Source organism: Streptomyces sp. NPDC050509 (assembly GCF_044457965.1).
In the GTDB taxonomy this organism is placed as follows: Bacteria; Actinomycetota; Actinomycetes; order Streptomycetales; family Streptomycetaceae; genus Streptomyces.
The window spans coordinates 21528-36136 of sequence record NZ_JBITHL010000012.1 but is presented as its reverse complement, the minus strand read 5'-3'; the positions used below and the strand labels follow the sequence as shown (position 1 = coordinate 36136).

The 14609-nt window shown below is 69.4% G+C and carries 15 protein-coding genes; 8 read left to right on the top strand and 7 right to left on the bottom strand.

What is annotated here, in order from left to right:
• Positions 1–208: 208 nt before the first annotated feature.
• The 3 genes from ACIBJC_RS30305 (at position 209) to moaA (ending at position 3504) form a co-directional block, all read left to right on the top strand.
• Positions 209–652 (top strand): DUF485 domain-containing protein, encoded by a 444-nt coding sequence (locus ACIBJC_RS30305; RefSeq protein WP_399297903.1) that lies wholly within the window; start codon positions 209–211, stop codon positions 650–652.
• Complete coding sequence (locus ACIBJC_RS30300) at positions 649–2301, top strand: cation acetate symporter (RefSeq protein WP_399297901.1); 1653 nt, start codon at positions 649–651, stop codon at positions 2299–2301. The genes ACIBJC_RS30305 and ACIBJC_RS30300 overlap by 4 nt, the downstream gene beginning before the upstream one ends.
• Positions 2302–2514: 213 nt before the next feature.
• The gene (gene moaA, locus ACIBJC_RS30295; protein WP_399297899.1) at positions 2515–3504 is read left to right on the top strand and encodes a GTP 3',8-cyclase MoaA; all 990 of its coding nucleotides are present in this window, start codon (positions 2515–2517) and stop codon (positions 3502–3504) included.
• Here the strand turns inward: moaA and ACIBJC_RS30290 are convergent.
• Entirely contained in the window at positions 3487–3759 is a 273-nt protein-coding gene (locus ACIBJC_RS30290; protein ID WP_399297897.1) for a hypothetical protein, read from the bottom strand. The genes moaA and ACIBJC_RS30290 overlap by 18 nt on opposite strands.
• A gap of 339 nt (positions 3760–4098) precedes the next feature.
• Positions 4099–4488, bottom strand: a complete 390-nt coding sequence (locus ACIBJC_RS30285; protein WP_399298228.1) for a DUF3099 domain-containing protein — start codon at positions 4486–4488, stop codon at positions 4099–4101.
• Positions 4489–4747: 259 nt separating this feature from the next.
• Here ACIBJC_RS30285 and ACIBJC_RS30280 point away from each other — a divergent pair, with 259 nt between their 5' ends.
• Positions 4748–5047 carry a GlsB/YeaQ/YmgE family stress response membrane protein gene (locus ACIBJC_RS30280; protein WP_399297895.1) on the top strand — a complete coding sequence of 100 codons (300 nt, stop codon included), beginning with the start codon at positions 4748–4750 and terminating at the stop codon, positions 5045–5047.
• 73 nt (positions 5048–5120) lie between these two features.
• Here ACIBJC_RS30280 and tyrS read toward each other — a convergent pair whose 3' ends face one another.
• The 5 genes from tyrS to ACIBJC_RS30255 form a co-directional block, all read right to left on the bottom strand.
• Positions 5121–6389: a tyrosine--tRNA ligase gene (gene tyrS / locus ACIBJC_RS30275; protein ID WP_399297893.1), complete on the bottom strand. Its 1269-nt coding sequence runs from the start codon at positions 6387–6389 to the stop codon at positions 5121–5123.
• Between the two features lie 84 nt (positions 6390–6473).
• Complete coding sequence (locus ACIBJC_RS30270; protein WP_399297892.1) at positions 6474–7886, bottom strand: metallopeptidase TldD-related protein; 1413 nt, start codon at positions 7884–7886, stop codon at positions 6474–6476.
• On the bottom strand, positions 7883–9406 hold the full coding sequence (locus ACIBJC_RS30265) for a TldD/PmbA family protein (protein ID WP_385004540.1): 1524 nt from the start codon (positions 9404–9406) through the stop codon (positions 7883–7885). The genes ACIBJC_RS30270 and ACIBJC_RS30265 overlap by 4 nt, the downstream gene beginning before the upstream one ends.
• A gap of 170 nt (positions 9407–9576) precedes the next feature.
• On the bottom strand, positions 9577–9798 hold the full coding sequence (locus tag ACIBJC_RS30260) for a DUF397 domain-containing protein (RefSeq protein ID WP_399297889.1): 222 nt from the start codon (positions 9796–9798) through the stop codon (positions 9577–9579).
• Complete coding sequence (locus ACIBJC_RS30255; RefSeq protein ID WP_399298227.1) at positions 9795–10661, bottom strand: helix-turn-helix domain-containing protein; 867 nt, start codon at positions 10659–10661, stop codon at positions 9795–9797. Before ACIBJC_RS30255 ends, ACIBJC_RS30260 begins: the two co-directional genes overlap by 4 nt.
• Positions 10662–10854: 193 nt before the next feature.
• On the opposite strand from ACIBJC_RS30255, the gene ACIBJC_RS30250 reads away from it, so the two are divergent.
• The 4 genes from ACIBJC_RS30250 to fabI all read left to right on the top strand — a co-directional run bounded on the left by ACIBJC_RS30250 (position 10855) and on the right by fabI (position 14525).
• Positions 10855–11334: an ATP-binding protein gene (locus ACIBJC_RS30250; RefSeq protein WP_399297887.1), complete on the top strand. Its 480-nt coding sequence runs from the start codon at positions 10855–10857 to the stop codon at positions 11332–11334.
• A gap of 58 nt (positions 11335–11392) precedes the next feature.
• On the top strand, positions 11393–12883 hold the full coding sequence (locus ACIBJC_RS30245; RefSeq protein ID WP_399297885.1) for an ATP-binding protein: 1491 nt from the start codon (positions 11393–11395) through the stop codon (positions 12881–12883).
• A 147-nt stretch (positions 12884–13030) separates the two neighbouring features.
• Positions 13031–13750: a 3-oxoacyl-[acyl-carrier-protein] reductase gene (gene fabG, locus ACIBJC_RS30240; protein ID WP_329826278.1), complete on the top strand. Its 720-nt coding sequence runs from the start codon at positions 13031–13033 to the stop codon at positions 13748–13750.
• Between the two features lie 4 nt (positions 13751–13754).
• A complete protein-coding gene (gene fabI, locus ACIBJC_RS30235; RefSeq protein WP_399297882.1) occupies positions 13755–14525 on the top strand; it encodes an enoyl-ACP reductase FabI in 771 nt (256 codons plus the stop codon).
• Positions 14526–14609 lie beyond the last annotated feature (84 nt).

Sequence of the window (14609 nt, the reverse complement as noted above, 5' to 3'; positions counted from 1 at the left end):
CTGGACGGGTACATGACCAGTGAAGTTATCTCCGACCAGCCATGGTCATCAATCACTTCCCGAATCCTTTCCGCAAGAAAAAGGCCGGTGTTGAACCGCTTCGCCATGCCTCCCGTGCCGTTGTCAGGGGGACCAGCACCTACGCGTTCCCTGTGAGGTTTCCCGCCCTATGACCCACCCCACCGCACCCGCGTCACGAGGAGAGTCCGTGGCTTCCGACACACCGCCGCCGCCCGAGGGCGGTACGGACACCAGCACCGCCCCGTCCACACTCGAAGGGGCCCCGAAGGACGGGGCTCCGCCGGTCCGGATCGCGAAGGACGGGGCCGCACCCGCCCAGCCCACGACGGCCCGGTTCGTCGAGGTGCAGGAGAGCGAGGAGTTCGGCGAACTGCGCCGCACCTACCGCTCCTTCGCCTTCCCGCTGACCGTCGCCTTCATCGCCTGGTACCTGCTGTACGTCCTGCTGTCCAACTACGCCGGCGACTTCATGGGCACCAAGCTCTTCGGCAACATCAATGTCGCGCTGGTCCTCGGCCTCGCGCAGTTCGCCACCACCTTCCTCATCGCCTGGATCTACTCGCGGCACGCGGCACGGCAGCTCGACCCGAAGGCCGAAGCCATCAAGTCCCGTATGGAGGCGGACGCATGAGCCACCCGGTCACTCTCCTCAGCCAGTCGGCCCCGGTCCGGCTCGCCGCCGCCGGGGACGCCAGCGAGCACCGGCCGCTGATCATCACGCTCTTCGGGCTCTTCGTCGTGGCGACCCTGATCATCACCGTCTGGGCCGGCCGCCAGACCAAGAGCGCCTCGGACTTCTATGCGGGCGGCCGGCAGTTCACCGGCTTCCAGAACGGCCTCGCCGTCTCCGGCGACTACATGTCCGCCGCGTCGTTCCTCGGGATCGCCGGGGCCATCGCGCTCTTCGGTTACGACGGCTTCCTCTACTCCATCGGCTTCCTCGTCGCCTGGCTGGTCGCGCTGCTCCTCGTCGCCGAACCGCTGCGCAACTCCGGCCGGTACACGATGGGCGACGTCCTCGCGTACCGCATGCGCCAGCGCCCGGTCCGTACCGCCGCGGGCACCTCCACCATCGTCGTCTCGATCTTCTACCTGCTGGCGCAGATGGCCGGCGCGGGCGTGCTCGTCTCCCTGCTGCTCGGCATCACCAGCGACGCCGGGAAGATCGCCATCGTCGCGCTGGTCGGCCTGCTGATGATCGTGTACGTCACGATCGGCGGCATGAAGGGCACCACCTGGGTGCAGATGGTCAAGGCCGTCCTGCTCATCGCGGGCACCCTGCTGATCACTTTCCTGATCCTGTGGAAGTTCCACTTCAACCTCTCCGACCTGCTGGGCTCGGCGGCGAGCAACAGCGGCAAGGGCGCGGCCTTCCTGGAGCCCGGTCTCAAGTACGGGGCGACGGCCACCTCGAAGCTGGACTTCATCTCGCTCGGGATCGCGCTCGTCCTCGGTACGGCGGGACTGCCGCACATCCTGATCCGCTTCTACACCGTGCCGACCGCGCAGGCAGCCCGGAAGTCGGTCATCTGGGCCATCGGCATCATCGGTGCCTTCTACCTGATGACGATCGTCCTCGGCTTCGGTGCCGCCGCGCTCCTCAAGCCCGGCGACATCATCGCCTCCAACAAGGCGGGCAACACGGCGGCTCCCCTGGCAGCCCTGGAGATCGGCGGCGGAGCCGGGTCGACGGGCGGCGCGATCCTGCTGGCCGTGATCTCGGCGGTCGCCTTCGCCACCATCCTCGCGGTGGTCGCGGGGCTGACGCTGGCCTCGTCCTCGTCGTTCGCGCACGACATCTACGCCAATGTGATCCGCAAGGGGGAGGCGACCGAGAAGGAGGAGGTCCGCGCGGCCCGCTGGGCGACCGTCGCCATCGGTGTCGTCTCCATCGGACTCGGCGCCATGGCCCGCGACCTCAACGTGGCCGGACTGGTCGCGCTCGCCTTCGCCGTCGCCGCCTCGGCCAACCTGCCGACGATCCTCTACAGCCTGTTCTGGAAGAGGTTCACCACCCAGGGCGCCCTGTGGTCGATCTACGGCGGTCTGTCCTCTTCCGTGCTGCTGGTGCTCTTCTCGCCGGTCGTCTCGGGCAAGCCCACCTCGATGTTCCCGGACGTCGACTTCCACTTCTTCCCGCTGGAGAACCCCGGGCTGATCTCCATCCCGCTGGGCTTCGCTCTCGGCTGGCTGGGCACCGTACTGTCCAAGGAGCAGCCGGACACCGGGAAGTACGCCGAGCTGGAGGTCAAGTCCCTCACCGGTACGGGGGCGCACTGACCCCGAGCCGTCGTACCAGCCTCCGAGGCCGCGTCGTGGAGTCCCGCGACGCGGCCTCGCGGCTCCTCGGCCCCCGTCGGGCTCCCCGCCCCGGGTGGCTCGTCGTCGCACACGGCGCCCGGTGGTGTCGGAGGTCTGACGTAGGCTCGAAGGAGCCGGATCCGATCACCGGGGAGCCACACCGACCATCAGGAACCACCGGGAGGGGCCACAGTGCTCATCGACACCTACAGCCGTGTCGCCACGGATCTTCGCGTGTCGCTCACGGACCGGTGCAACCTGCGGTGCACGTACTGCATGCCGGAGGAAGGTCTCCAGTGGCTCACCAAGACCGATCTGCTGACCGACGACGAGATCGTCCGGCTGATCGGGATGGCCGTGACGCGCCTGGGCATCGAGGAGGTCCGCTTCACCGGCGGTGAGCCGCTGCTCAGGCCGGGACTCGTCGGGATCGTGGAGCGGTGCGCGGCGCTGGAGCCGCGCCCCAGGATGTCGCTGACCACCAACGGCATCGGCCTCAGGCGCACGGCCGCCGCGCTGAAGGTCGCCGGGCTGGACCGGGTCAATGTCTCGCTCGACACCCTGCGGCCCGACGCCTTCAAGACCCTCACCCGCCGTGACCGGCACCAGGACGTCCTCGACGGGCTGCGCGCGGCCCGTGACGCCGGGCTGACCCCCGTCAAGGTCAATACGGTGCTGATGCCGGGGCTCAACGAGGACGAGGCCCCCGATCTGCTGGCCTGGGCCGTGGAGCACGGCTACGAGCTGCGGTTCATCGAGCAGATGCCCCTCGACGCGCAGCACGGCTGGAAGCGCGACAACATGATCACGGCCGGTGACATCCTGGCCTCGCTGCGCACCCGGTTCACCCTGACCGAGGAGGGCGGGGGCGTACGCGGCTCGGCGCCCGCCGAGCGCTGGCTCGTGGACGGCGGCCCGCACCGCGTCGGGGTGATCGCCTCCGTCACCCGCCCCTTCTGCCGCGCCTGCGACCGCACCCGGCTGACCGCCGACGGCCAGGTGCGTACGTGCCTGTTCGCCCGGGAGGAGACGGACCTGCGGGCGGCCCTGCGCTCGGGCGCCCCCGACGAGGAGATAGCCACGCTCTGGAAGCTGGCGATGTGGGGAAAGAAGGCCGGTTCAGGTCTGGACGATCCCGCCTTCCTCCAGCCCGACCGCCCGATGTCAGCCATCGGCGGCTGAATCGTGCTCCTCGCGACCCTCCCACTCCTCCAGGGTCACCACATCCTTGAGGAACCCGCGCACCCCCAGGAACGACGACAGATGCTCGCGGTGCGCGTCGCAGGCCAGCCAGGTCTTGCGGCGCTCCGGCGTGTGCAGCTTGGGGTTGTTCCAGGCGAGGACCCAGACGGCGGCGGCGCGGCAGCCCTTCGCGGAGCAGACCGGCGGCGCGTTGTCGTCGGGGGAATCAGGAGTGGGGAAGAGGGGGAAGTTCACCCACCCACCCTAGGGCGTCGCGGTAACGGGCCGCGGTGGTGACGACCCCGGTGGTGACGACCTCGGTCTCGGTGGTAACGGGCCGCAGTGGTGATGTCCCCGGTGGTGACGACCCCGAAAAAGGCGACGCCGAGCAGCCACGGGGGGAGCTGCCCGGCGTCGGTCCGTCGCTCCGACGGGGGATGCGGAGCGCTTGCAAAGTATGTCACGGGCAACGGGGTGCCGTGCACCGGAACTTCACGATTGATCTGAGCTTTTCTTGAGGCTTTTCCCGCGTTTTGCGGACGCCGGGAATCCACTCCCGTCGGCGTCCGCCCCCTCACGTCACGCCGATTCGCCTCACGTCGGTTCGCGCGTCGGCGAAGGCCCCTCACCGTACTCACGGCCGGGGGCCTTGGCGCCCGCCTGTGCCGTGCCCGGTGCCGGCGACGCCGCGATCATCGGGGGCAGCATCGGCGCGGCGACGAAAGTGGAGGGCAGCGCGGGGGAGTTCTCCCGGCCCGCGTTGGCGATCACCACCGCCACGTAGGGCAGCAGCACCCCGAGGGCGAGCGTCACGATCGCGATCGGCCGCTGCACGTTCCACAGGGCCACCGTCGCGACCACGGCGAGCGTCCGCACGCTCATCGAGATCACATACCGGCGCTGCCGGCCACGTACATCCTCGGCCAGTCCCGTACGGGCCCCGGTGATCCGGAAGACCTCGGCGCCGCTCTGCTTACGCGTCACGCTCCACCACCCGATTTCTGCCACCGGCGCTCCCCCGGAACTCTCCCGGCGGAACTCTCCCCGGACCGGACACCCTTCACGGTACGCCGACCGTGCGGCGGCCACGAGAGGGGGTCACCCCCCGGCGTGACCGGTGCGCCTCGCCGACCCCGCCGTCGTGGCTCGTCGCGCCCCCGTACGGCCGCGTCCGACATGCGCCGTATGGCCGATCACCACAGAGTGGCCTCATGCGCACATCGCGCCGCGTGAGGAGGCGACCATGAGTTGGTTGTGGGTCATCGTTGTGGGCCTGGTGCTCGGCCTGATCGCCAAAGCGATCATCCCGGGCAAGCAGAACATCCCTCTGTGGCTGACGGTTCTGTGCGGCATCCTGGGCAGCGTGCTCGGCAACGCCGTCGCCGGCTGGCTCGGGGTCGCCAACACCAAGGGCATCGACTGGACCCGGCACGTGCTCCAGCTCATCGGGGCCATCATCGTGGTCGCGCTCGTCGCCAAGCTCTGGCAGGCGATCCGCGGTAACAGGGGCACGACGGGGACGAGCACACGGGAAAGAATCTGACGGACAGCACCGCGGCCGGGGGCACGGGCCACCGCCCACGCACCCGGCCGCAGCCGTCGTCCCGTCCCGCGGTTCAGCCCGCCGTGACCTCGATCGCGGCCAGGTTCTTCTTCCCGCGGCGGAGCACCAGCCAGCGGCCGTGCAGCAGCTCCGTACGCTCGGGAACCGCCTCGCCGTCCGCGACCTTGACGTTGTTCACGTACGCCCCGCCCTCCTTGACGGTGCGCCGCGCCGCCGACTTGCTCGGCGCCAGACCCACCGCGGCGAGCAGATCCACCACCGACGCCAGCTCGGTGACCTCGGCGCGCGGCACCTCGGAGAGCGCCGCGCCCAGCGTCGCCTCGTCCAGCCCCGTCAGCTCGCCCTGGCCGAACAGCGCCCGGGACGCGGAGATGACCGCCGCGCACTGCTCCGCGCCGTGCACCAGCGTCGTCAGCTCCTCCGCCAGCGCCCGCTGCGCGGCGCGCGCCTGCGGACGCTCCGCCGTGGCCCGCTCCAGCTCCTCCAGCTCCTCACGGGTCCGGAAGCTGAGGATGCGGCTGTACGCGGAGACGTCACGGTCGTCCACGTTCAGCCAGAACTGGTAGAACGCGTACGGCGTGGTCATCGCCGGGTCGAGCCAGACCGCGCCGCCCTCCGTCTTGCCGAACTTGGTGCCGTCCGCCTTCGTCATCAGCGGCGTCGCCAGTGCGTGCACCTCGGCGCCCGGCTCCAGGCGGTGGATCAGGTCGAGACCGGCGGTGAGATTGCCCCACTGGTCGCTGCCGCCCTGCTGGAGGACACAGCCGTACCGCCGGTACAGCTCCAGGAAGTCCATGGACTGGAGGAGCTGGTAGCTGAACTCGGTGTAGCTGATGCCCTCGTCGGACTCCAGCCGACGGGCGATCGAGTCCTTCGTCAGCATCCTGTTGACGCGGAAGTGCTTCCCGATGTCCCGCAGGAACTCGATCGCGGACAGGCCCGCGGTCCAGTCCAGGTTGTTGACCATGGTCGCCGCGTTCGGCCCCTCGAACGAGAGGAACGGCTCGATCTGCGACCGCAGCCGCTCCACCCAGCCGGCCACCGTCTCCGGGTCGTTCAGCGTCCGCTCGGCGGTCGGCCGCGGGTCACCGATCTGCCCGGTGGCCCCGCCCACCAGCGCCAGCGGCCGGTGCCCGGCCTGCTGGAGCCTGCGTACGGTCAGCACCTGCACCAGATGACCCACGTGCAGGCTGGGCGCGGTCGGGTCGAAACCGCAATAGAACGTGACGGGACCGTCCGCGAGCGCCTTGCGCAAGGCGTCCTCGTCGGTGGACTGGGCGAACAGCCCGCGCCACTTCAGGTCGTCGACGATGTCCGTCACGGTCGTTTCTCTCCTCGGGTGGTGCACACGCGGATGTCTCGGATGTCTGGGATGGTGCTGTGGTGAATCACCAGTCTATGGGGGTCACACCCCCTGGCTGACCGAGCTCATGTTGAAGTCCGGGATGCGCAGGGCGGGCATCGCGGCCCGGGTGAACCAGTCGCCCCACTCACGCGGCAGCGTCTTCTCCGTACGGCCGGCCTCCGCCGCCCGCGACAGCAGATCGACGGGCGACTCGTTGAACCGGAAGTTGTTCACCTCGCCGACCACCTCGCCGTCCTCGACCAGATAGACGCCGTCCCGGGTCAGCCCCGTGAGCAGCAGCGTCGCCGGATCGACCTCGCGGATGTACCAGAGGCAGGTCAGCAGCAGCCCGCGCGAGGTGTTCGCCACCATCTCGTCCAGCGAGCGCTCGCCCCCGCCGTCCAGGATCAGATTGCCGATACCCGGCGCGACCGGGAGCCCGGTCAGGGCGGCGCTGTGCCGGGTGGAGACGAGACGGTCCAGTGTGCCGCCGCGCACCCACTCCGTCGGCGCGAGCGGCAGCCCGTTGTCGAAGACGGAGGCGTCGTCGCCGGAGGCGTGCGCGATCACGAACGGCGCCGACTCCAGACCCGGCTCGTACGGGTCGCTGCGCAGCGTGAGCGGCAGCTCGGACAGCTTCTCCCCGACGCGGGTGCCACCACCCGGCAGCGAGAAGACCGTACGGCCCTCCACCGCGTCCCGGGCCGTGGACGACCAGAACTGGTAGATCAGCAGATCGGCCACGGCGGTCGGCGGCAGCAGCGTCTCGTACCGCCCGGCGGGCAGCTCCACCTTGCGCTCGGCCCAGGCGAGACGCCGGGCCAGCTCGGCGTCGAGAGCGGCCGGGTCCACGTCCTGGAAGTCCCGCGTGGCCCGCCCCGCCCAGGCGGAACGCGAGCGGTCCGGCGACTTCGCGTTCAGCTCCAGCGTGCCGCTGGGCTGGTCGTGGCGCAGCCGCACACCCGTCGACGTACCGAGATACGTCGAGGTCAGCTCGTGGTTCGCGAAACCGTACAGCTCACGGCCGCCGGCCCGGGCCCGCGCGAAGGACTCCCCGAGCGCCGGCGCGAACTCCGCGAAGACGGCGGAGGTCGTCTCGACGGGCGCGTCGGCGAAGCCCGCCGACCCCCGGCCGTCGGCGCCGTCCGCACCGACCAGCGGCTGCGCGTCCTCGGCGGGCCCGGCGCCCCGAGCGGCGGCCTCGGCCGCCCGCACCAGCGGCTCCAGGTCGTCGGCGGTGACGGCGGAACGCGACACGACCCCCGAGGCGGTGCCCCGCGCGCCGTCCACGGTCGCGATGACGGTGAGCGTACGGCCCCGGGTCACCCCGTTGGTCGTCAGCGCGTTGCCCGCCCAGCGCAGATTGGCGGAGGACTGCTCGTCGGCGATGACCACGCACCCGTCGGCGGTGGACAGTTCGAGGGCGCGCTCGACGATCTCGTGCGGCCTGCTGACGCGGCTGGTGGGGGTCATCGTCCGGCCTCCTGCGTGGTGTTGAGGATGTTGACGCCGCGGAACAGCGCCGACGGGCAGCCGTGGGAGACCGCCGCCACCTGGCCCGGCTGCGCCTTGCCGCAGTTGAAGGCGCCGCCCAGGACATACGTCTGCGGTCCGCCGACCGCCTCCATCGAGCCCCAGAAGTCCGTGGTCGTCGCCTGGTAGGCGACATCGCGGAGCTGGCCCGCCAGCTTGCCGTTCTCGATCCGGAAGAACCGCTGGCCCGTGAACTGGAAGTTGTAGCGCTGCATGTCGATCGACCACGACCGGTCGCCGACCACATAGATCCCGCGCTCCACCCCGCCGATCAGATCCTCCGTGGCGAGCCCGCCCGGATCCGGCCGCAGCGACACGTTGGCCATGCGCTGCACCGGTACGTGCCCCGGCGAGTCGGCGTACGCGCAGCCGTTGGAGCGGCCGAGGCCGGTGAGCTTCGCGATCCGCCGGTCGAGCTGGTAGCCCACCAGCGTGCCGTCCTTGACCAGGTCCCACGACTGCGCCTCGACGCCCTCGTCGTCGTACCCGATCGTGGCGAGGCCGTGCTCGGCGGTGCGGTCACCCGTCACATTCATCACCGAGGAGCCGTACGCCAACGTCCCGAGCTGGTCGAACGTGGCGAAGGACGTCCCCGCGTACGCCGCCTCGTACCCCAGCGCCCGGTCCAGTTCGGTGGCGTGGCCGATCGACTCGTGGATCGTCAGCCACAGGTTGGACGGGTCGACGACCAGGTCGTACGTACCGGCCTCGACGCTCGGCGCGCGCATCTTCTCCGCGAGCAGCCCGGGGATGCGCTCCAGCTCCGCGTCCCAGTCCCAGCCGGTGCCGGTCAGGTACTCCCAGCCCCGGCCGACCGGCGGCGCGATCGTGCGCATCGAGTCGAACTCGCCGCTCTTGCCGTCGACCGCGACCGCCGTGAGCTGCGGATGCAGCCGCACGCGCTGCTGGGTGGTGACGGTGCCCGCCGTGTCCGCGTAGAACTTGTTCTCGTGGACGGTGAGCAGCGAGGCGTCCACATGCGCCACGCCCTCCGCCCGCAGCAGCCGCGCGCTCCACTCGGCGAGCAGCCCGCTCTTCTCCTCGTCGGGCACGGTGAACGGATCGATCTCGTACGCCGACACCCAGGTCTTCTCGGCGTGCACCGGCTCCTCGGCCAGCTCCACCCGCTCGTCGGACCCCGCGGCGGCGATCACCTTCGCGGACAGCTTCGCCATCGCCACGGCCTGCCCGGCGACCCGCGCCGCCGCGTCCATGGTCAGATCCACCCCGGACGCGAAGCCCCAGGCCCCGCCGTGCACCACCCGGACCGCGTAGCCGAGATCGGTGGTGTCCGACGACCCGGCGGGCTTCCCGTCCCGCAGCCGCCAGGCCGCGCCGCGCACCCGCTCGAACCGGAAATCCGCGTGCTGGGCACCGAGCGCCCGCGCCCGCGCGAGCGCCGCGTCGGCGAGCGCCCGCAGCGGCAGCGCCAGGAACGACTGATCTACCTCGTGGGGCACGTGCTGCCTTCCTTGTCATCACGCTCTGGTTGTCGCACCTTCCATGCGTCCGCAGTGAATCATGCGGGGCAGCACCCCCGAAGACCCATTACGGCACCTCGGCCATCTCCGTCGTGGCGTGTGGTAGGCGCGCACGGGACTGATCCCCTCTGGACACCCTTGCCCCTGTCTCAGAGGCTGCCGGAGACGACTCCGTCGCGGAAGGCGGCCCATTCCGTAGCGGTGCAGTGGAGTTGGGCGGCGCTGGGGCGCTTGGAGTCCCGGATGGCCTTGGCGCCGTCCGGGAGGTTGGCTATCTCGACGCAGTCGTGCTCCGCTCCGCTGGCAGAGGACTTGCGCCAGGAAGCGGCGGAGAGGTTGTAGGCGCACAGCTCTGTCTTCGGATCCGTCACTTTCTCTGGCCTTCTTCCATCTCGGCGATCCGCGCGAGCGAGTCCTCCACGGAGAGAGCCGTAGCGCGGATGCGTTCGAAGGCTTTCGTGAAGGGCGCTGCGTCGTCCCCCTCAACGTAAGCCGCACCGCCGACGTTCTCCAAGACCACTACGGGAGGCATGCGTCCGAGAAAGCTGGCCAGATTGAAACCGCCCAGGACACCGGGATGCGCTGTGCAGTTCAGCGGCATGAGCTGAACCGTGACATTGGGCATGTCGGCGGTATCGAGCAGACGGCGCAGTTGGTCACGCATGGTGTTGGGGCGCATGGCGAACCGCTGATGGAGCGTTGCTTCGTGGATGATCGCCCACAACTCCAGTGGAATGCCAGGGCGGGTGAGCACTGACTGGCGGGCGAGTCGGACCTCCGCCAGTGCGGCTACTTCCTCCGGCGTACGGAACGTCGTGATGCCGGCGATGTTCTCGCGAGCGTACGACGCGGTTTGAAGAAGGCCAGGGATCACGAGAGGCGACCAGGCGCAGATGGAAACGGCGTCGGACTCAAGTGAGATGTAGTCGGCATAGGAAGGAGAGACGACGCCGCTGTACGTCTGCCACCAGCCCTTCTTCCCCGCATCCCGTGCCAGGCTGTCCAGTGCGGTGAGCACCTCGGGATCGTCCAGCCCGTAGACCTCCAGCAACGTGGCGACGTCGCTTGGGCGGATGGACTGGTTGGCACTCTCGATCTTCGACAACTTGGGCCCCTTCCAGCCGATCGCGGAAGCGGCTTGGTCGAGAGTCATCCCCGCGTCGTTGCGGAACTGTCTGAGGGCAGTCCCGAGGCGTCGGCGTCGGACAGTGGGAACCACTGGAGAGTTAGGCATGACGGCAGTCATACACCCGCAATTACCCTCGAAGTAGCGGCTCTGGAGGACCCGTCACCCGTACGGGTTGAAAACTTGCCACCCTGGGTGGCTAGGTGCAGTATCGGGAAATCGCCACGGATGGTGAGCGCGCAACCGCGTGGCGTTGCTTCCCTTGTTGCTGCCCCGCTGCCCCGGAGGTGCCGTGTACACCATGGCCGAACGTCGAGAACAAGTACCCCAACCCCCCACCCCCGGCTTCTACTTACGCCACCGCAGCCGCGGCTTCGCCGCCCACGTGAACGCCACCGGATCCCACCTCCGCTCGCTCCGCGAGCTGACCGCCAAGGTCCTCGCCGATCTCGGCGTGGATGCCGACGCCGTCGACACCGCACAGCTCGTCGTGTCGGAGCTGGTCGGGAACGCCGTACGGGCCTGCGGGGATCACGTACCGGTCGTGGTGGAGGTGTACGCCGCTTCCTTCGGGGTGGCGGTCAACGTCCACGATCCGGATCCGCACACGCTGCCGCGCAGGCGAGGTGTTCCGCTCGACCACGCGACTGCGGAGTCCGGGCGGGGGCTGGCGTTGCTGGATCTGCTGACGCCGGACTGGCATGTCATCCGGTCGTCGATCGGGAAACAGGTCCGCTGCCGGGTGGCCTGTCCCGTGTCGGCGGCCCGCGAGCCTCGTTAAGGGGAAACGTACTTCCCGGAAGTATGTTTCCCCTTAATTCCGCACAGGAGGCGAAACCATGGGAACAGGACAGGATCCAGGCACGCTCGCCAAGCCGGACGACATGTTCGACCGGGACTGGGAGTGGAGCGAGCTGACCGCCTTCGCCGCCGATGCCGGGCCCGAAGCCACCTTGGGTGTGGTGTCCGGTCGTCGTCGGCAGGGGAAGTCCTTCCTGCTCGACGCGCTCGCGCGGGCCGGCGGCGGCTTCTACTTCTGTGCGTACGAGGCGACGGAAGCCGAGTCGCTGCGCCGCTTCGGCGAGGAGTTGGCCGCGTACACCGGGAGCGTCGCGCCGCTGCGGTTCGACCGCTGGGAGGCGGCAGTCGATGCGCTGCTCGCGCTCGGCCGTGAGCGGCCGCTGCCCGTGGTGATCGACGAATTCCCCTATCTCGCCCGGCACTCGCCGTCGCTGCACTCCGTGCTCCAGGTCGCCTACGGGCCCCGCCGCCCGGAGCGCTTGGAGTCCCGTACCCGTCTTCTCCTGTGCGGCAGTTCGCTCGCCTTCATGGGCGGGCTGCTCAGCGGTACGTCACCGCTGCGGGGCCGGGCGAGCCTGGAACTGGTCGTTCACCCGCTCGACTTCCGGAAGGCGGCGGAGTTCTGGGGCATGGACGATCCCCGGCTCGCGGTGCTCGTCCACGCGGTCGTCGGCGGCACTCCGGCCTATCGGCGTGAGTTCGTACGGGACGACACCCCGTCCGGCATCGAGGATTTCGACGCCTGGATCTGCCGGACCGTGCTCTCGCCGCGCTCGCCTCTCTACCGGGAGGCGCGCTACCTGCTGGCCGACGAGTCCGATCTGCGCGACCGGGCGATCTACCACTCGGTGCTGTCGGCGATCGCCTCAGGGAACCGCACGTCCGGCCGTATCGCGAACTTCCTCGCCCGGCCCACCGGCGACATCACCCACCCGTTGACCGTGCTCCAGGACTGTGGACTCGTACAACGGCAGACGGACGCGTTCCGCAAGAACCGCAGCACGTACCAGGTCGCCGAACCGCTGATCAACTTCGACCATGCCATCGTCCGGCCGAAGATCGCCATGCTGGACCGGGGGATGGCCGAAGCCGCCTGGCGGAGCAGCGGACCGAGTTTCTTCCCTGCGGTGGTCGGCCCGCACTTCGAGCAGCTCTGCCGGGACTGGGTCGCCCACTTCGCGGCGCCCGAGACGCTCGGCGGGCTGCCGATCGACGTGTCGTACGGCACTGTCACCGACCCGGCGAACCGGGCCTCCTACGAAGTCGACGTCGTGGCCCACGGCGCTGTCGGCCAGGACAACGGGGTGTTGCTGGCACTCGGCGAGTGCAAGTGGGGTCAGGTCATGGGGGTTGGACATCTCGAACGGCTGCGAGGAATCCGGGATCTGCTGGCAGGGCGCGGCACGGATGTGTCGCAGGTCCGGCTCGTCTGCTTCAGCGGAGAGGGGTTCACCCCTGAGCTGCGGGCCGCCGAGAAGGGGGGCGAGGTGGTGCTGGTGAGTCTTGACCGTCTGTACGGCGGGGAGTGAGCCCGTACAGCAACCGGCCCGAGGCCCGTTTCTGTAGGGACCCGACAGGGAGTGCCCCGAGGCGCTGTCAGGGGCCGATTCTCCGCGGGCCGGGTGGGACCTATAGGTTTTCAGGGGTACCAGACCCCTTGAGGAAAGGCTGATCCGTTGAGCCGCTCGGTTCTCGTCACCGGAGGAAACCGGGGCATCGGCCTCGCCATCGCCCGTGCCTTCGCCGACAACGGCGACAAGGTCGCCATCACCTACCGCTCCGGCGAGCCGCCGCAGGCGCTCACGGAGCTGGGCTGCCTGGCGGTCCGCTGCGACATCACCGACAGCGAGCAGGTGGAGCAGGCATACAAGGAGATCGAGGAGAAGCACGGTCCCGTGGAGGTGCTGGTGGCCAACGCCGGCATCACCAAGGACCAGTTGCTGATGCGGATGTCCGAGGAGGACTTCGCCTCCGTGCTCGACACCAACCTCACCGGCACCTTCCGCGTCGTCAAGCGCGCCAACCGCGCGATGCTGCGCGCCAAGAAGGGCCGGGTCGTCCTGATCTCGTCCGTGGTCGGGCTGCTCGGTTCGGCGGGGCAGGCGAACTACGCCGCGTCCAAGGCAGGTCTGGTCGGGTTCGCCCGCTCCCTCGCCCGTGAGCTGGGTTCGCGGAACATCACCTTCAACGTCGTCGCGCCCGGCTTCGTCGACACCGACATGACGAAGGTACTCACCGACGAGCAGCGCGCGGGCATCGTCTCGCAGGTGCCGCTCGGCCGCTATGCGCAGCCGGAGGAGATCGCCGCGACGGTGCGGTTCCTCGCCTCCGACGACGCCTCGTACATCACTGGAGCCGTCATTCCCGTTGACGGCGGATTGGGCATGGGTCACTGATCACATGAGTGGAATCCTCGCCGGCAAGCGCATTCTCGTGACGGGCGTCCTCACGGAGTCCTCCATTGCCTTCCAGGCCGCCAAGGTGGCGCAGGAGGAGGGCGCCGAGGTCATCCTCACCGGCTTCGGCAGGCTCACGCTCGTCGAGCGCATCGCCAAGCGGCTGCCCAAGCCCGCCCCGGTCATCGAGCTGGACGTCACCAACCAGGAGCACCTGGACGGGCTGGCCGACAAGATCCGTGAGCACCAGGGCGAGGGCGCCGGGCTCGACGGCATCGTGCACTCGATCGCCTTCGGGCCGCAGGGCGCCTTCAACTTCCTGGAGGGGAGCTGGGAGGACGTCTCCACGGCGGTGCACGTCTCGGCGTACTCCCTGAAGTCGCTCACCATGGCCTGCCTGCCGCTGATGGAGCGCGGCGGCTCGGTCGTCGGCCTCACCTTCGACGCGCAGTTCGCCTGGCCCAAGTACGACTGGATGGGTGTCGCCAAGGCGGCCCTGGAGTCCACCAACCGCTACCTCGCGCGTGACCTGGGCGAGCGGAACATCCGCTGCAACCTGATCTCGGCCGGTCCGCTCAAGTCGATGGCGGCCAAGTCGATCCCGGGCTTCGAGACCTTCGCGGATGTCTGGAACGAGCGTGCCGCGATCAACTGGGACCTCTCGGACCCGGAGCCGGCCGGTCGCGGTGTCGTCGGTCTGCTGTCGGACTTCTTCCCGAAGACGACAGGCGAGATCGTCCACGTCGACGGCGGCGTGCACATGATGGGTGCCTGACACTCTCGGCAGCACTGAGAAGGCCGCGCGTTCCCTTTCGGAGCGCGCGGCCTTCTTGTTCTCCCGTCCGCCCGCTGCTCCTCC